This is a genomic window from Microbacterium sp. ARD32, assembly GCF_031844385.1.
Lineage (GTDB): Bacteria > Actinomycetota > Actinomycetes > Actinomycetales > Microbacteriaceae > Microbacterium.
In genome coordinates, this window is record NZ_JAUZVD010000001.1 from 1,652,062 (window position 1) to 1,669,172 (window position 17,111).

15 protein-coding genes are annotated in these 17,111 nt (G+C 70.2%); 3 read left to right on the top strand and 12 right to left on the bottom strand.

The genetic code is table 11. The features are described 5' to 3' along the window. Positions 1–12: 12 nt before the first annotated feature. The 10 genes from Q9R19_RS07855 to Q9R19_RS07900 all read right to left on the bottom strand — a co-directional run bounded on the left by Q9R19_RS07855 (position 13) and on the right by Q9R19_RS07900 (position 10,840). Positions 13–1,086 carry a UDP-N-acetylglucosamine--N-acetylmuramyl-(pentapeptide) pyrophosphoryl-undecaprenol N-acetylglucosamine transferase gene (locus tag Q9R19_RS07855; protein ID WP_311255755.1) on the bottom strand — a complete coding sequence of 358 codons (1,074 nt, stop codon included), beginning with the start codon at positions 1,084–1,086 and terminating at the stop codon, positions 13–15. Then, on the bottom strand, positions 1,083–2,282 hold the full coding sequence (locus tag Q9R19_RS07860; protein ID WP_311255756.1) for a putative peptidoglycan glycosyltransferase FtsW: 1,200 nt from the start codon (positions 2,280–2,282) through the stop codon (positions 1,083–1,085). Before Q9R19_RS07860 ends, Q9R19_RS07855 begins: the two co-directional genes overlap by 4 nt. After that, positions 2,251–3,786 carry a UDP-N-acetylmuramoyl-L-alanine--D-glutamate ligase gene (gene murD, locus Q9R19_RS07865; RefSeq protein ID WP_311255757.1) on the bottom strand — a complete coding sequence of 512 codons (1,536 nt, stop codon included), beginning with the start codon at positions 3,784–3,786 and terminating at the stop codon, positions 2,251–2,253. Before murD ends, Q9R19_RS07860 begins: the two co-directional genes overlap by 32 nt. Before the next feature lie 3 nt (positions 3,787–3,789). Next, positions 3,790–4,899, bottom strand: coding sequence for a phospho-N-acetylmuramoyl-pentapeptide-transferase (gene mraY / locus Q9R19_RS07870; protein WP_311255758.1), 1,110 nt, complete (start codon positions 4,897–4,899; stop codon positions 3,790–3,792). Then, positions 4,896–6,308, bottom strand: a complete 1,413-nt coding sequence (gene murF / locus Q9R19_RS07875) for a UDP-N-acetylmuramoyl-tripeptide--D-alanyl-D-alanine ligase (protein ID WP_311255759.1) — start codon at positions 6,306–6,308, stop codon at positions 4,896–4,898. Before murF ends, mraY begins: the two co-directional genes overlap by 4 nt. Before the next feature lie 30 nt (positions 6,309–6,338). After that, the gene (locus Q9R19_RS07880) at positions 6,339–8,147 is read right to left on the bottom strand and encodes a penicillin-binding protein 2 (RefSeq protein WP_311255760.1); all 1,809 of its coding nucleotides are present in this window, start codon (positions 8,145–8,147) and stop codon (positions 6,339–6,341) included. A 21-nt stretch (positions 8,148–8,168) separates the two neighbouring features. After that, a complete protein-coding gene (locus Q9R19_RS07885; RefSeq protein WP_311255761.1) occupies positions 8,169–8,744 on the bottom strand; it encodes a hypothetical protein in 576 nt (191 codons plus the stop codon). After that, a complete protein-coding gene (gene rsmH / locus Q9R19_RS07890; RefSeq protein ID WP_311255762.1) occupies positions 8,741–9,679 on the bottom strand; it encodes a 16S rRNA (cytosine(1402)-N(4))-methyltransferase RsmH in 939 nt (312 codons plus the stop codon). Before rsmH ends, Q9R19_RS07885 begins: the two co-directional genes overlap by 4 nt. Positions 9,680–9,776: 97 nt before the next feature. Beyond that, positions 9,777–10,208 carry a division/cell wall cluster transcriptional repressor MraZ gene (mraZ, locus tag Q9R19_RS07895; RefSeq protein ID WP_311255763.1) on the bottom strand — a complete coding sequence of 144 codons (432 nt, stop codon included), beginning with the start codon at positions 10,206–10,208 and terminating at the stop codon, positions 9,777–9,779. Between the two features lie 242 nt (positions 10,209–10,450). After that, the gene (locus Q9R19_RS07900; RefSeq protein ID WP_311255764.1) at positions 10,451–10,840 is read right to left on the bottom strand and encodes a DUF3040 domain-containing protein; all 390 of its coding nucleotides are present in this window, start codon (positions 10,838–10,840) and stop codon (positions 10,451–10,453) included. A gap of 96 nt (positions 10,841–10,936) precedes the next feature. Here Q9R19_RS07900 and Q9R19_RS07905 point away from each other — a divergent pair, with 96 nt between their 5' ends. Continuing rightward, positions 10,937–12,013, top strand: coding sequence for a polyprenyl synthetase family protein (locus Q9R19_RS07905; protein WP_311255765.1), 1,077 nt, complete (start codon positions 10,937–10,939; stop codon positions 12,011–12,013). A gap of 30 nt (positions 12,014–12,043) precedes the next feature. Here Q9R19_RS07905 and Q9R19_RS07910 read toward each other — a convergent pair whose 3' ends face one another. Next, complete coding sequence (locus Q9R19_RS07910) at positions 12,044–12,388, bottom strand: Rv2175c family DNA-binding protein (RefSeq protein ID WP_311255766.1); 345 nt, start codon at positions 12,386–12,388, stop codon at positions 12,044–12,046. 130 nt (positions 12,389–12,518) lie between these two features. Here Q9R19_RS07910 and Q9R19_RS07915 point away from each other — a divergent pair, with 130 nt between their 5' ends. After that, the gene (locus tag Q9R19_RS07915; protein ID WP_311255767.1) at positions 12,519–13,685 is read left to right on the top strand and encodes a LysM peptidoglycan-binding domain-containing protein; all 1,167 of its coding nucleotides are present in this window, start codon (positions 12,519–12,521) and stop codon (positions 13,683–13,685) included. 82 nt (positions 13,686–13,767) lie between these two features. Next, positions 13,768–15,714, top strand: a complete 1,947-nt coding sequence (pknB, locus tag Q9R19_RS07920; protein ID WP_311255768.1) for a Stk1 family PASTA domain-containing Ser/Thr kinase — start codon at positions 13,768–13,770, stop codon at positions 15,712–15,714. Positions 15,715–15,754: 40 nt separating this feature from the next. On the opposite strand, the gene Q9R19_RS07925 is transcribed toward pknB, so the two are convergent. Next, complete coding sequence (locus Q9R19_RS07925) at positions 15,755–17,092, bottom strand: class II 3-deoxy-7-phosphoheptulonate synthase (protein ID WP_311255769.1); 1,338 nt, start codon at positions 17,090–17,092, stop codon at positions 15,755–15,757. Positions 17,093–17,111 lie beyond the last annotated feature (19 nt).

Below are 17,111 nucleotides of genomic sequence, written 5' to 3' on the forward strand. Positions count from 1 at the left end.
GTCCCTGCCAGTCTACTTTTCCGCCAGCGCACGATCGATGAGCGCGATCAGGTTCTCGGTGCCGCTCCTGGTACCCACCCGCTGCGCGGCGTCCGCCATGCGGGCGATGCGATCGGGGTCCGCCAGCAGGGGCAGCACCCGCAGTCGCACGGCATCGCCGTCGAAGCTCGCGTCGTCCAGCAGCTCTGCCGCCCCCGCGGCCACGGCGGATGCCGCGTTCAACCGCTGCTCGCCGTTGCCGACCGCGTAAGGCACGTACAGCGCGGGCAGTCCGAGCGCGCTGATCTCGCTCACGGTCGCCGCGCCCGAGCGCGAGACGATCAGGTCGGCCAGGGCGAACGCGAGATCCATCCGGTCCACGTACCGGCGCATCGCGTACCCGGGCGCACCAGGGTCGGCCAGGTCGCTGCGCTCGCCGGTGACATGCAGCAGCTGCCAGCCCGCATCGAGCACGTCCTGCCACGAATCCGCCAGCGCCTCGTTCAGGCGCAGCGCGCCCAGCGATCCGCCGAACACCAGCAGCACGGGGCGATCGGCATCCAGTCCGAACTCCGCCGCGGCCTCGGCCCGGCTCGCCGCGCGGTCGAGCTCGACCACCTCGCGGCGCAGCGGCATCCCCACCAGCTCGCCGTTCCTCAGCGGCGTTCCCTCGAACGCCACGCCCACCCCGCTCGCGCGCCGCGCCCCCAGCACATTGGCCAGACCCGGCTTCGCGTTGGCCTCGTGGACGACGAACGGCACGCCCTCACGGCGGGCGGCGACGTACGCGGGGGCAGCGGCGTAGCCGCCGAACCCGACCACCACGTCGACGTCGTGCGCGCGGATGTGCGCGCGCACCTGCGCCACCGCGCGGCGGAACCGGGTGGGGAACGCCAGCGCCGCCCGGTCGGGCCGACGCGGGAACGGCACCTTGTCGACGATCAGCAGCTCGTAGCCGCGCGCGGGCACCAGGCGGGCCTCCAGCCCCTCCTTCGTGCCGAGCACGAGCACGGTGTCGCCGGCGCGTTCCCGCAGCATGTCCGCGACGGCGAGCAGCGGATTGACGTGGCCGGCGGTGCCACCGCCGGCGAGAAGATAGGTGGTCACCTGTGGCCCGTGACCCTTCGAGATGCGACGGGCGGCAGCGTGCGGGCGAACGACAGCAGCACGCCGCAGGCCAGCATCGCCGACAGCAGCGAGGTGCCGCCCTGCGAGACGAACGGCAGCGGCACCCCCATCACGGGGAAGATGCGCACCACGACGCCGATGTTGAACAGCGCCTGGCCGACGATCCAGACCACGATCCCGCCGGCGGCGATCCGGACGAACGGGTCTACCGTCCGGCGGATGATGCGGAACACGCCCACGGCGAAGAAGCCGAACAGCACCAGCACGAGCAGGCAGCCGAGCAGTCCGAGCTCCTCGCCGATGATCGCGAAGATGAAGTCGTTCGAGGCCGCCGGCAGCCAGTACTTCTCCTGCGAGTTCCCGAGCCCGAGCCCGAAGATGCCGCCATTGGCCATGCCCCACATGCCGTGCACCGACTGATAGCAGTCCACGGTCGGATCGCACGCCTCAGGGTTGAAGGCCGAGAGGATGCGGTTCATGCGGTTCTCGCTGGTGAGCGCATAGCCCGCGACCACGACCGCTCCCAGCAACAGGGGGATGATGAACAGCCGCAGCCTCGCTCCCGAGAAGAACAGGCACCCCAGCACGACCAGCACCAGCACCATCACAGTGCCCAGGTCGTCGCCGGCGATCACGGTGCCGATCGCCAGCACCGCCACCGGGACCACGGGGACGAAGACCTGATGCCAGGTTCCCAGCTTGGACTGCTTGCGCATCAGCACGCACGCGATCCACACCGCCAGCGCGAGTTTGAGGAACTCGGAGGGCTGCAGCTGGATGCCTGCGATCTTGATCCAGTTCTTGTTGCCGTACGACGACACGCCCAGACCGGGGACGAAGACCAGCAGCTGGAACAGCACGCCGAGGATCAGCGCGGGCCAGGCGATCCTCTTGAAGAAGACCACCGGCAGTCGGCTGACGATGAGCATGAGCGGGATCCCGACCAGCGCGAACAGCCCCTGCCTGAGTGCATCCTGGTACGGCGCCGAGGGGTTCGCGCTGCTGGCGGAGAGCACCATCACAACGCCGAAGATCGTCAGCAGCACCGCGGTCGAGGCGATCATCACGAACTCGGTGGACGGCGGGCTGAAGAGCCGGCCGAGCGACACCCGGGCCGCCAGGCCCCTGATCGCCGAGCGGCCGTCAGCGCGCGGAGGGTGAGCCGTCTGCGTCATCCGCGCTCCCCTGTCCGATCCACTCGCGCACCGCCCTGGCGAAGCGCTCTCCCCGATCCGCGTAGCTGACGAACTGGTCGAAGGACGCCGCTGCCGGGGCCAGCAGTACCGTGCCCGCGCCATCGACCATCCCCGACGCGATCCTCACCACGCGGTCCATGATCTCTCCAGTGTCGGCGGGGACGACCTCCTGCACCGGCACGTGCGGCGCGTGTCGCCGGAATGCCGCCAGGACCGGCTCGCGGTCCGCGCCGATCACGATCGCCCCGCCTGCGATCCCGCCCGCCTCGGCGATCAGCGCACCCAGGTCGACGCCCTTCAGGTCGCCTCCGACGATCCAGACGGCGCCGGGGTGCGCGCGCAGCGACGAGGCCGCTGCGTGCGGGTTGGTCGCCTTCGAGTCGTCGATCCAGCGGATGCCGCGATGCTCCGCCACGAGCTGGATGCGGTGGGCATCCATCCGGAACTCCGCCAGCGCGTCGCGGATGGCGACGGGCTCGACGCCGGCCGATCGTGCGAGGGCGGACGCGGCGAGGATGTTCTGCACGACGTGCGGGGCCGACAGGCCCACGTCGCGCAGCGCGTCGGTCGTGGTCAGCTCGAGCGCACTGTGCCTGCGGTCGTCGTGGAACGCGCGATCCACGAGGATGCCGTCGACCACGCCGAGGTCGCTGGGGCCGGGCGTGCCCAGGTCGAACCCGACGGCACGGGCGCCCTCGGTGACATCCGCCTCCTCGACCATCCGCAACGTCGCCCGGTCGGACTTGTTGTAGACGCAGGCGATCTTGGTGTTGCGGTACACCACGGCCTTGGCCGCACGGTACGCCTCGGCGCCGCCGTGCCAGACCAGGTGATCGTCGGCGAGGTTCAGGCAGGTCGACGCGTACGGCACGAGCTGCCCGGCGGGCTCCGACTGGCCGATGTACCAGAGCTGATGGCTGGAGAGCTCCACGACGAGCACGTCGAAGCCGGCCGGATCGCGCACGGCGTCGAGCACGGGGATGCCGATGTTCCCGCAGGGGGCGGCGCGCAGACCGCCGGCGTTCAGCAGCGTCGCCGTCAGCTGCGTGGTCGTCGTCTTGCCGTTCGTCCCGGTGATCAGCATCCACTCGGCGGGGGTGCCGTCCGGGCGCGGCACCTTGTCGCGCACGCGCCAGGCCAGCTCCACGTCGCCCCACAGCGCGATCCCCGTCTCGTGGGCCCAGGCGATCACCGGATGCGCGGGAGGGAAGCCCGGCGAGGCGACGACCACCTCGGGTGCGAACTCCCGGAGCGCGTCGGGCACCTCGGCGAGGGATCCGAGCTCCAGTCGCGCTCCGATCACCGGCACCAGTCGCGCGTACTCCTCGGAGGCGTCCTCCGAGAGCACGAGCACCTCGGCTCCGAGCTCGGTGAGCGTGTCGGCGACGGAGAAGCCGGTGACGGAGAGCCCGAGGACGGCGACGCGGAGCCCGGTCCAGTCGGAGTGCCAGCTGGTCAGCCCTGCCAGGCGTTCGGAGACCACGGCTCAGCCGTTCGAGGCCTGGGCGAACCAGTCCACGTAGAACAGGCCGACGGCGGATGCCGCCAGCAGACCGGCGATGATCCACAGTCGCACCACGATGGTGACCTCGGCCCAGCCGCGCATCTCGAGGTGGTGATGGAACGGGCTCATCAGGAACAGCCGCTTGCCGCGGGTGAGCTTGAAGTACGCCCGCTGCAGGATGACCGATCCGGACGAGATCACGAAGGCGCCCGCGATCACGAGCAGCAGCAGCTCGGTGCGGGTCAGGATCGCCATCGCGGTGATCACGCCGCCGATCGCCATCGATCCGACGTCGCCCATGAACACCTTCGCCTTGGGCGCGTTCCACCACAGGAACCCGATCAGTCCGCCGGCGAACGCGGCGGCGACAGTGGCGAGGTTCAGCGGCTCGCGCACCTCGTAGCAGCCCAGCGTCTCGGCGCCCTGCCCCACGCAGGACTGCTTGAACTGCCAGAAGGCGATCAGCGCGTAGGAGCCCACCACGAAGATGCCTGCTCCGGCTGCGAGCCCGTCCAGGCCGTCGGTGAGGTTGACGCTGTTGGAGGTGGCGACTCCGATCACCGAGATCCAGATCAGATAGAGCGCCCAGCCCAGCACGGCGCCGAAGGCGAACAGATTCAGCCAGGAGATGTCCCGGAACAGCGAGACGAAGCCGCTGGCAGGGTACTGGCCCAGCGAGTTCGGGAAGTTCAGCGCGACGATCCCGAACGGGATGAGCACGGCCAGCTGGCCGACGATCTTGCGCCACCCGGACAGGCCCAGGCTGCGCTGGCTGCGCACCTTCATGTAGTCGTCGATGAAGCCGACCACGCCGAACCCGACCATCAGCCAGAGCACGAGGATGGCCGACAGCGCCGGCTCGGTGCCGCCGAAGAACGTGCCGACGAAGTAGCCGACGATGGTGCCGACGATGAAGATCACGCCGCCCATCGTGGGCGTGCCGCGCTTGGCGCCGTGGTTGGGATTCGCGATGTCCTCGGGGGTGCGGATGACCTGGCCCCACCCGATCCTGCGGAAGACCTTCAGGAACACGGGGGTCAGGAAGAGCGTGAAGGCGAGCGAAATCGCCGTCGCCATAAGCAAGGACCTCACGAGAACAATTCTCCCAGACGATCGCCGAGGTGCCGGAGCCCGACGGAGTTCGACGACTTGACCAGCACGCGATCGCCGTCGCGCAGCTCGGTGCGCAGATACTCGAAGGCGGCGTCCTGATCCGGCAGATGCACGGCTTCGCTGTCCCACGACCCCTCGCCCACCGCGGCCAGGTACAGTCGGCGCGCCTCGGGCCCGACCACGACGATGCGCTGGATGTTCAGTCGCACCGCGAGCAGTCCGATCCGGTCGTGCTCCTCGCCCGCCGCCTCGCCGAGCTCGCTCATCGCGCCCAAAACGGCGACGGTGCGCTCGCCGGGGGCGGTGATCTGGGCGAGTGTGCGCAGTGCGGCCGCCATCGAATCGGGACTGGCGTTGTACGCGTCGTTGATGATGCGCACCCGGTCGCCGCCCATGGGCTGCATGCGCCAGCGCTCCGCGATCTCGAGGGTCTCCAGTCTCGCCGCCGCCACGGCGACGGGCACGCCGAGCACCCGGGCAGCGGCGATCGCCGCGAGCGCGTTCGAGACGTGGTGGGCTCCGAGCACCTGCAGCCGCAGCCGGATGCGCTCGCCTCCGGCGACGACGGTGCAGCCCGTGCCGTCGGCGGACACCCTGATGTCCTCGGCACGCACCTGGGCCTGAGCGGCCTGACCGAATCCGACCACGTCCTGCTCGCGCTCGACGGCGATCTCCCGCATCCCCCAGACCCGCGGGTCGTCGGTGTTGAGCACCGCGGTGCCGCCGATCCGGGCGGCCTGAACGAGTTCGGACTTGGCCAGGGCCGTGGCCTCGATGCCGCCGAATCCGCCGGCATGCGCGAGACCCACCATCAGCACCACAGCCAGATCCGGCTCGACCAGGCCTGCGAGTCGCGCGATGCTGCCGAGTCCCGCCGCGCCGAACTCGCTCACCAGGAAGCGGGTCTGCGGCGTGACGCGCAGCATGGTCAGCGGCGCACCGACCTCGTTGTTGTAGGACCGGATCGGCGCGACCGTCTCCCCCTCCTCCTGCAGGATGCGGGCGAGCATGTTCTTGGTGGTGGTCTTGCCGTTGGAGCCGGTGATCCCGACGATGCGCAGCTCGCCGGCATCCCGCACCCGCGCGACCACGGCCCGAGCGAGGTCGGCGAGTGCCTGCACGGCATCCGGCACCACGATCTGACTCACGGCGACATCGACCGGATGCTCGACGATCGCGAGCACGGCGCCCGCGTCGGCCGCCGCCCCGACGAAACGATGCCCGTCGGTGGTCTCGCCGGGCTTGGCCACGAAGATCGACCCTTCGCTCATCTCGCGCGAGTCGGTGTCCACCGTGCCGTCGACGACGGTCTCGGCGGTGTCCGCACCGGCGAGGTGCAGCTCGCCGTGCAGGATCTCGGTGATCTCAGCGAGCGAGAGGGCGATCATGTGGCATCTCCATGCGCGGCGGAACGCCGATCAGTTGAACTTGGGAAGCAGCGGCTCCATCGGCTCCGATGAAGGGGCGACGTGGTAGGTCTTGAGCACCTGGGTCATCGCCTGCTGGAAGGCGACGGCGTCCGCCGCCGAAGTCCTCATCTTAGTCGGCTCGTCCATGGTCACCAGGACGACGTACTGCGGATCCTCGATCGGTGCGATGCCCACCATGCTGGTGAAGTAGACGCCCTTCTTGTATCCGCTGCGCCCGTCCGTCTTCTGCGCGGAGCCGGTCTTCAGCCCGATGCGGTACCCCGGCACCTTGGTCGTATTGCGGTTGCCGCCCTGCACGGCGACGTTCTCCAGCATCCGCTGCACCTGCTTCGCGGTCTCGGGCTTGATGATCTGCTCGCCCTCGGGCGTCGCCGTCTCGTGCACCGTGCCGTCAGCGTCAGTGCAGGACTCCACCAGCGACAGCTCGATCTTCTTCCCGTTGTTGGCGATCGCCTGGTAGGCGCCGGCGATCTGAGCCGGAGTGACGGTGAACGCCTGGCCGAACGTGGTGGTGTACTTCGTGGCGCCGTCCCAGTCCTTCGGGTCGAGAACCTTTCCGTTCCGACCTCTGGGCAGGGTTCCCGCCTGCTCGGCGGGGAAGTCGATCGCGGTCTTCTCGGCGACGCCGAAGCGCTTCAGGTACTCCGCGCGCGTGGTCGGATCGACCTGCGTGCCGAACTTGGACAGCGACACGTTCGACGAGTCGATCAGAGCGCCGGCAAGGGTGTACTCGTACACGGGATGAGGAAACGGGTCGTTGATCGTCGTCCCGTTGGGGAACGTCTCCCGTGCGGCAGCGGTGACATGCGAGGTGGGTGTCGCCTTCCCCTGGTCGATCACTGTCGCCGCCGTGATCGCCTTGAACGTGGATCCCGGCTCGTACGCGTCCGAGAAGATCCGCGACTTCCAGTATTCCGGGGCGACCGTGTTGATGTTGTTCGGGTCCACCGACGGGTACTCGGCGGCTGCCCGGATCTTGCCTGTGGCGACCTCGACCACGGTGACGCTGCCGGCCTTCGCGCCCTGGCGCTGCACCTCTTCGGCGATCATCTGCTGCAGGTACCAGTTCAGATCGCTGTCGATGGTCAGCCTCACCGTGCCGCCGTCGACCGCCGGAGTGGTGCGCTCGCTGCCCGGGATGCGCACGCCGCCCTTGCCCTTCTTGTAGCTGATCGAGCCGTCGGTGGCCGCCAGGCACTTCTGATCGACCCGCTCGATGCCGTACTGCGGCTTGCCCTCGCCGTTCAGGAACCCCACGATGCTGCCCGCGACGGCGCCGTTCGGATACACCCTGATGGCGCGCTGGAAGCTGTGCACGTAGGCGAGCCCGAGATCGCGCAGTGCCAGGTACTGCTCGGTGGAGAGTCCGTTCTTCAGCTTGGCGTACTGGCTGAGCGGGTTCTTCTCCAGCGCAGAAGCGACGAGGGCGCGCACGTCGTCGCCGGTCATCCCCACGATCTCGGCGATCCTGTCGCTCGCCTCGGACCACGGCAGCTTCGGCTTCTTCTTCGGGTCGGTCTGCTTCTCGAACTTGTCGATCAGCAGCGGGTCCAGCTGCGAGTCGTAGACGAAGGCGTCGGATGCCAGCACGGTGCCGTTCTCGTCCACGATGTCGCCGCGCGCGCCGGGGACCTTGGTGGAGCTGCCCAGGCTGGTCAGCGAGTCGGCGACGTGATCATCGGCGTGCACGACCTGGATGTCCACGAGACGGAAGACGAACGCACCCAGCACGGCGAGGATCATCGCGAGGGCGACGACCGTGCGACGGCGCGTCCCGCGGGTGGCGCGAGTGGTCATGCGGCGGTCTCCATCCGGATGCTAATGGGTCGTCGGCGAGGGGAGGCCGTCGCCGATGACGGGCGGGAGTGCGGGGTCGGTCTCGGCTTCTTCGGTGGTCTCGGCGCTGGTCACGTCCGACACGGGCGGCGGGGGTGCGGGGATGAGGGCGTTGCCGACCTTCGTGGCGCCGTTGGGCGCCACCGTCGAGATCCAGGACGCGCCGTCTCCGGCGCCGCGCACGGTGCCGTCGCTCAGCTTCAGGTATGACGCGGAGCCCGCGACGACGAGCCCCAGGCGGTCGGCCCTCGCTGCGAGCTCCTGCGGCGAGCTCGCCGCGACGACCTCGTCGCCCAGCGCCTGCTTCTGCAGCCGCAGCTCGGACTGCTGGTGGTTCAGCTCGGCGAGCACGAACGCGTCATGCGTGGAGGCGAGCGAGATGCCCATCTGCGCGGCGCCGATCGCCAGAGCGCCCCCGACGGCGAGAGCGGCGTAGGCGAGCTTGGGGCGGCGGACGCCGTGCGGGGCGGCGACCGGTCGCAGCCGTCGCGCGGGCTTCTGACCGCGATTGGCGCGGGGCTCGATGCGCGGCAGAACGCGGGCTGTCAGCAGGCTCATGCCGTCTCCCTCAGCTTCTCGGCGGCGCGCAGCCGCACCGGGATGGCGCGCGGGTTGCGTGCGCGCTCGTCGTCGCCCGCCTGCTCCGCGCCCTTGGTCAGGATGCGGAACCGCGGTGCGTGCTCGGGCAGCTCCACGGGCAGCCCGGCGGGAGCCGTGGAGGCGGATGCCGCGGCGAACGCCTGCTTGACCAGGCGATCCTCCAGCGACTGGTAGGCCATGATCGCGATCCGTCCACGCACGTCCAGTGCGTCCAATGCCGAGGGGATGGCGTCGGCGAGCACGCTCAGCTCGGAGTTGACCTCGATGCGCAGCGCCTGGAACACGCGCTTGGCCGGGTGCCCGGCGCGCTGCGCGGCGGCGGGGGTCGCCGCCACGAGCAGATCGACCAGCTCTCCGGAGCGGGTGAGCGGATGCTGCGCCCTGGCCTCGACGATGAACCGGGCGTAGCGCCCGGCGAGCTTCTCCTCGCCGTAGCGCTCGAAGATGCGACGCAGCTGCCCCTCGCTGTACTCGGCGAGGATCGCCGCCGCCGTGCGGCCCTTGGACTGGTCCATCCGCATGTCCAGCGGCGCATCCTTGGAGTACGCGAAGCCGCGCTCGGCCTCGTCGAGCTGCAGGGAGGAGACACCGAGATCGAAGAGGATCGCCGAGGCGCCCTGCGCGTGCAGGCCGATCTCGTCGTAGACGCTGTGCACCAGGGTGATGCGGTCGGAGAACCGCGCGAGCCGCTCCCCCGCGATCCGCAGCGCGTCGGTGTCGCGGTCCAGGCCGACCAGGCGGATGTGGCCGAAGCGCTCCAGGAACGCCTCGGAGTGCCCGCCCATGCCGAGCGTGGCGTCCACGAGCACGGCGCCATCGTGCTCGAGGGCAGGCGCCAGCAGCTCGATGCAGCGCTCGAGGAGCACCGGGGTGTGGATGTCGCGGAGGCTCATGATCGTCTTCCCGTGACCTCCGGCTCTGATTCCTCTCCGCTCGACCCGGCACCGGGGAAGTGTGTCGGGGCGGAGCGGCGAGGCATCACAGCCGTGGTCAGAACAATCCGGGAATCACCTCCTGCTCCAGATCTGCGTAGGACTCTTCGTTGCTCTCCAGGTACGCGTTCCATGCGGCGGCGTCCCAGATCTCGGCGTGGGCGCCGACTCCGGTGACCACCAGCTCCTTCTCCAGCCCCGCGTACTGCCGCAGGTGGCCGGGGATGGTGATGCGGTTCTGGCTGTCGGGCATCTCCTGACTGGCCCCGGAGAGGAACATGCGCAGGAAGCTGCGCGCCTGCTTGTCGGTGAGCGGCGCCTGGCGGATCTTCTCGTGCTGGGCCTCGAACTCCGCCGTGCTGTACACGTACAGGCAGTGCTCCTGGCCCCGGGTCACGACGATGCCGCCGGCGAGATCCTCGCGGAACTTCGCAGGAAGGATCACGCGGCCCTTGTCGTCGAGCTTCGGGGTATGCGTTCCCAGCAACATCGGCCATCACCCCCTCTGCGTCCGGCCAACCCGAGGTGCGCACCACTTTACTCCACAACCCTCCACTTTCCTACGACAATTCGCCACCGATCTTCGGACGGGCGCGGGCACACGCGCAGAAACCCCCGTGATCACGCGGAATCACGGGGGTGGAGGACAGTGGAGCGGCAGTGGAGGGAAAATCCGCTCAAGACGCAGAAGAGCCCGGATGCTCAGCATCCGGGCTCTTGCAGCAGGTCAGATCAGCGCTCGTCCTGGCGCCTGTCCCATCGGTCGTTCATGCGGTCCATGAAGGACGAGGTGCGCGCATGCGCCGAGTGCGTCCCGGCATCCGGCTGAGCGCCCGAGACCGGGCGGCGCACCGGGGTGAACGCGAGGATGGCTCCGCCGAGCATCGCGAGGAAGGCGACCACGCCGATGATGATGCTGCCGACCGCGCCGATCCGACCGTTCGCGACGACCGCAGCGATGAGACCGCCCACGCCCAGGAGCACCAGCAGCGCGCCGTAGATCAGGTTCCGGTAGCTGAGCGCGCGATCACCGGACGGCGCCGACACGACATCCGCGTCGTGCTGAAGGAGATGGCGTTCCATCTCGTCGAGCATCCGCTGCTCTTGTTCGGAAAGAGGCATCTCCGACCCCCTTGGTTGGTTCCCTCCACTGTACCCGCGTCCGGGAGCGGGCGGCTAGCCGCGTGCTCGGGAAATCCTGCATCTAGGCTGGGAATCGTGCTCCCCTCCTCCATCACGGACGCCGTCACCGCCCGGCTCGACGCGTTCGTCGCGCAGCGGCAGGCGGATGCCGGCGACTACGGCCCCGATGCGGCGCTCTTCCTGCGCGCCGCCGGCTCGACGCTGGCGGGAGGCAAGCGCCTGCGCGCGCGGTTCTGCCACGCGGGATGGACCGCGGCCGCCCCGCGCGCCGTCGCCGGGACGCCCGCGCTGTGGGGCCTGTGCGCCTCGCTGGAGATCTTCCAGTCCGCCGCGCTCGTGCACGACGACCTGATCGACAACTCCGACACCCGCCGGGGCCTTCCCGCCGCCCACCGCGCTCTCGGGGCCGCCCACCGCGCGGCGGGATGGCACGGCGACGCCGAGGCCTTCGGCCGGTCCGCCGCCGTGCTCCTGGGCGACCTGCTGGTGGCCTGGAGCGACGACCTGCTCGAGGAGGCGCTGCAGCAGCATCCGCACGCCGCGGCGACGCGGGCCGAATACGCGCGCATGCGGCGCGACGTGACCGTGGGCCAGATGCTCGACATCGCCGAGGAGTCGGCGTGGAGCGTGAGCGAGCCGTCGACGCTGCTGGAGCGGGCGCTCCGGGTGGCGTCGCTGAAGTCGGCCCGCTACAGCGTCGTGGAGCCGCTGCTGCTGGGCGCGACCCTGGCCGGAGCCGACAGCGCGCTGCGCGCATCGCTGCGCGACTTCGGGCATCCGATCGGCATGGCCTTCCAGCTGCGGGACGATCTGCTCGGCGTGTTCGGCGACCCCGCCGTCACCGGCAAGCCCGCCGGCGACGACCTGCGCGAGGGCAAGCGCACCGCGCTGATCGCCGTCGCGCGCGAGCGTCTTCCGGCCGCGCAGCGAGCGGAGCTGGATGCCGCGCTCGGCGACGCCAGCCTGCCGGCCCCGGCCGTGGCCGAGCTGCAGAGGCTCATCAGGAGCACCGGGGCGCCACGTCGCATCGAGGAGATGATCGAGGACTTCACCGCACAGGCCGAGCGGGCGCTGATCGCGGCCGGCATCGACGAGCAGGCCGCCGCAGCGCTGCGTGCGCTCGCGGACGCGGCGATCGCCCGCTCCGCCTGACCGGGCCGTCGGCCCGCACGACGGCGGCTCTCACGCGAGAGTGCGCGCGATGCGCCTGACCTCGCTCTTGTGCCCGTCCCGCAGCGCGGCGATCGGCGCGCGTCCCAGGCTGTCCTCCTCGGCGAGCATCCAGTCGATCGCCTCGTCGTCGCTGAACCCGGCGTCCTGCAGGGCGATCACCGTGCCGCGCAGCGAGGGCAGCGGGCGGCCGTCGACGACGAAGATCGCCGGGACCGCGAACACGCCGCTGCGCCGCGAGCCGACCAGGTAGCGCTCGTCGAGCAGCCGCCGCACGCGCCCTGGCGTCTCGCCGAGCACCTCGGCCAGATCGGGGATGGTCAGCCAGTCGGTGGTTTCAGCCGCGTTCTCAGACACGTGTCAACTATCTCATTCCCGCGCGAGCGGCGCACAGATCACACTGGTCACATTGTTCACACCAGCCACTTCTGTTGACAACTCTTTACATCCGTGTCAGCGTGTCCTGAAGCGATACAGGGGGAAGTACATGCATACTCGCTCGTCCCGTGCCGCGGCGCTCCGGCTCGGAGCACCCGCGGCGGTCATCGGAACGCTCGCCGCGACATTCGCCGCCGCGCCCGCGGACGCCGTCGAACCGGCCCGCAGCCAGTCCGCGGCCTCGGGCATCGTGCCGGCCGTGGCGCCGCGCCCCGCCGGCGCCGTGCGGCACGCGGCCACGCAGCCGACGACCTGCACGGTGCGTCAGGGCGACACCGTCTCGGCGATCGCGATCCGGTACGGGCTGCGCCCCGCCGACGTGCTCGCGTGGAACGGCCTGGGGTGGCGGTCGGTGATCCGCCCCGGACAGACCCTGCGGCTGACTCCCCCAGCGACGCCGGCGGCCGCACCCGCCGCCTCCGAGCCGAGCGGGGCGAAGACGCACACCGTCGCAGCGGGCGACACGGTCTATGCGATCGCCCGCCGGTACGGCACGACCGTGGCCGCGATCGTGGCGGCCAATCGGCTCGGCCGCTCCGCCATCATCTACCCGGGTCAGAGGCTCGCGCTCTCGGCAGCGCCGGCCGCGGCCCCGGCATCCGCCACCGCGAAGCCCGCCACCGCCGCATCCGCCCCCGCCTCTGCGAAGCCGAAGACGCACACCGTCGCGCGCGGAGACACGCTGTTCGGCATCGCGAGGAAGTACGGCACGACGGTCGCGGCCCTGCTGCGGACGAACGGCCTGGGGAGCGGCAGCATCATCTATCCGGGGCAGTCGCTGCTGCTGGGTCCCGCGCAGCTGAGTGCGAACCTGGATGCGACGCAGCGCGCGAACGCCCTGCACATCATCCGGATCGGGCGCGAGCTCGGCGTGCCCGACCGCGGCATCGCGATCGCACTGGCGACCGCGATGGTGGAGTCCTCGATGCGCAACCTCGATCACGGCGACCGCGACTCGCTCGGGCTGTTCCAGCAGCGACCCAGCCAGGGGTGGGGCACCGCCGAGCAGATCAGAGACGCCGATCGCAGCATCCGCGTGTTCTACGGCGGCCGCCACGATCCGAACGGGAGCACGAGCCGGGGCCTGCTGGACCTCGCGGACTGGCAGAACCGAGTGTTCACCGACGCGGCTCAGGCGGTGCAGATCTCGGCCTACCCGGATCGCTACGGCCAGTGGGAGCAGCAGGCGCACCGCTGGGTCGCGACCCTGCGCTGATGGCCGAGTCGTCACCGGATCGAAACCTCGTTCAGGTGCGCCGCTGCCGCGGCGCGCACCCGCTTCTTCATAGACTCGTTCCGTGAGCACTGCGTCGGCCGATCCCCTCATCGGGCGGCTTGTCGACGGCCGATATCGGGTGCGCGCACGCATCGCGCGCGGCGGGATGGCCACGGTGTACGTCGCGACCGACATGCGATTGGAGCGCCGCATCGCGCTGAAGGTGATGCATGCGCACCTGAGCGACGACTCGGCGTTCCAGAGCAGGTTCATCCAGGAGGCCCGCTCGGCGGCCCGCCTGGCCGACCCGCACGTGGTGAATGTGTTCGACCAGGGACAGGACGGCGATCTGGCCTACCTGGTCATGGAGTACCTCCCCGGGATCACGCTGCGCGAGCTGATGCGCGAGCAGAAGCGCCTCACCGTCGCTCAGACGGTCACCATCATGGACGCGATCCTGGCGGGACTCGCCGCTGCCCACCGCGCCGGGATCGTGCACCGCGACGTCAAGCCCGAGAACGTGCTCCTCGCCGAGGACGGCCGCATCAAGATCGGCGACTTCGGCCTGGCCCGCGCCACCACGGCGAACACCGCCACCGGCGCGCAGCTGCTGGGCACGATCGCGTATCTGGCTCCCGAGCTGGTGACGCGCGGCACGGCGGATGCCCGCAGCGACATCTACGCGCTCGGCATCATGCTGTACGAGATGCTCGTCGGCGAGCAGCCGTACAAGGGCGAGCAGCCGATGCAGATCGCCTTCCAGCACGCCACCGAGCAGGTCCCCCGCCCCAGCGTGCGCAATCCGGGTGTGCCGGAGCAGCTGGACGAGCTGGTGCTGTGGGCCACCGACAAGTCCCCGGAAGAGCGCCCGCTGGATGCTCAGCAGATGCTGGACCGCCTGCGGGAGATCGAGCGCGAGCTGGGCGTGACGCCCACGCCCACGACGGGCACGACCGTCTCCGCCCGGCACGACTCCGGCGCGGTGACCAAGGTGATCGCCGGCGGCACCGCGGTCCTGCCCGGCCCGGCCGAGCCCGCCGACGCCGAGGCGGCCGACAACGGCGCGCGACTGCGCAGACGCACCGCCCGCCGCCGAGCGCGCGGCGCCCTGCTGCTCTCGCTGGTGCTCCTGCTCGCGGTCGCCGCCGGCGGCGTGGGCTGGTGGTTCGGCTCAGGACCGGGTTCGCTGATCTCCGTCCCCCCGGTCGCCGGGATGCCGCTCGCGGATGCCGAGCACGCGATCAAGGCCGAGGAGCTGCGGTCCACGACGACGCAGCGCTCCTCGCTCGATGTTCCCGCCGGTGAGGTCATCGAATCGCATCCCGCCTCCGGAGAGCGGGTCGAGAAGGACACCACGGTCACGCTGGTCGTGTCGGCGGGCCCCGCCCAGCACACGGTCGGCAAGCTCTCCGGGCTCTCAGAGGCTGACGCGCGCGCAACTCTCCAGGAGAACGCGGTCGTCGTCGCGGACGATGCCGAGAAGTACTTCGCCGATCTCGATGCCGGACTGGTGCTCAACGTGCGCATCACACCGCGGGCAGGCGGCGACGCCTATCCCTGCGGCGACGGCTGCGATCTCTTCGAAGGCGACGAGGCCGTCATCCAGCTCTCACTCGGCCCCGTGCCGAACGTGGTCGGCACGCCCCTCGACGAGGCGAAGCAGACGCTCAAGGACGCGCGGCTGGTCGTGGACGAGAACGTGCCGGAGGACTTCAGCGACACCGTCGAGAAGGGGCACGTGATCGCGCAGACCACCGAGCGCCCCGGCGGCGGCAGCTGGCGCCCCGGGGACACGGTGACGCTGACGGTGTCGAAGGGTCCGCAGCTGTTCGAAGTTCCCAGTGTCGCCGGCATGACCAGGGATCAGGCGGTGAAGAAGATCGAGGACGCCGGGTTCAAGGCGAAGTACGCCCCGTTCTGGGGAGGCGTTCCCAACGGGCTGACCAAGGCCCAGCACACCGACCCGGAGACGGGCTCGATGCAGCGCAAGGGCACCGAGATCTACATCTTCCTCAACGTCAGCGGCTGACTGGCGCCGGGGCCGGCGGGCCGCGCTCAGCGGGCGGCGCTCAGCGCTTCTCGAGCTCCTCGGCCACCAGGAACGCCAGCTCCAGGCTCTGCATGTGGTTCAGGCGGGGGTCGCACAGGCTCTCGTAGCGCGTCGCGAGCGTGGCCTCGTCGATGTGCTCGGAGCCGCCCAGGCACTCGGTCACGTCGTCGCCGGTGAGCTCGACGTGGATGCCTCCGGGGAACGTGCCCACGGCGCGGTGCGCCTCGAAGAAGCCGCGCACCTCGTCGACCACGTCGTCGAAGCGACGGGTCTTGTAGCCGGTCGACGTGGTGATCCCGTTTCCGTGCATGGGGTCGGTGACCCACAGCGGCGTGGCGCCGGAATCCTTCACGGCCTCCAGCAGCGGCGGAAGAGCATCCCGGATCCTCCCCGCGCCCATACGGGTGATGAAGGTGAGCCGGCCCGGCTCGCGGTCCGGGTCGAGTCTGTCGATCAGCGCGAGGGCGGTCTCCGGTGCCGTGGTCGGCCCCAGCTTGACGCCGATCGGGTTGCGGATGCGCGAGAAGTAGTCGACGTGGGCGTCGTCGAGGTCGCGGGTGCGCTCCCCGATCCACAGGAAGTGCGCCGACGTGTTGTACGGCGTTCCGGTGCGCGAGTCGATGCGCGTCATCGGACGCTCGTAGTCCATCAGCAGGCCCTCGTGCCCGGTGAAGAACTCCACGCGCTTGAGCTCGTCGAAGTCGGCGCCGGCCGCCTCCATGAACTTGATCGCGCGGTCGATGTCGGCGGCCATGCGCTCGTAGCGCTGGTTGGCCGGGTTCTGGGCGAAGCCCCTGTTCCAGGAGTGCACCTCGCGCAGGTCGGCGAATCCGCCCTGGGTGAACGCCCTGATCAGGTTCAGCGTCGACGAGGCCATGTGGTAGCCCTGCAGCAGCCGCCCGGCATCGGGCTGTCGGGACTTCTCTGTGAAGTCGTAGCCGTTGACGATGTCACCGCGGTACGCCGGCAGCGTCACCTCTCCGCGGGTCTCGGTGTCGCTGGAGCGGGGCTTGGCGAACTGGCCCGCCATGCGCCCCATCTTCACCACCGGCATGGAGGCGCCGTAGGTGAGTACGACCGCCATCTGCAGCACCGTCTTGATGCGGTTGCGGATCTGATCCGCCGTCGCGCCCGCGAACGTCTCGGCGCAGTCGCCGCCCTGCAGCAGGAAGGCGTTGCCGGATGCCGCGCGCGCCAGCCGCTCGCGCAGGTTGTCCACCTCGCCCGCGAAGACCAGCGGCGGCAGCGCGGCGATCTGCGCGGAGACCTCGGCGACCCGCTCGGCGTCGGGCCACTGCGGCTGCTGTCTGATCGGGAGCGAGCGCCACGCGTCGAGTTCGGGGTGCGAGGGGTGCATCCTCTCAGCTTAGTGTCAG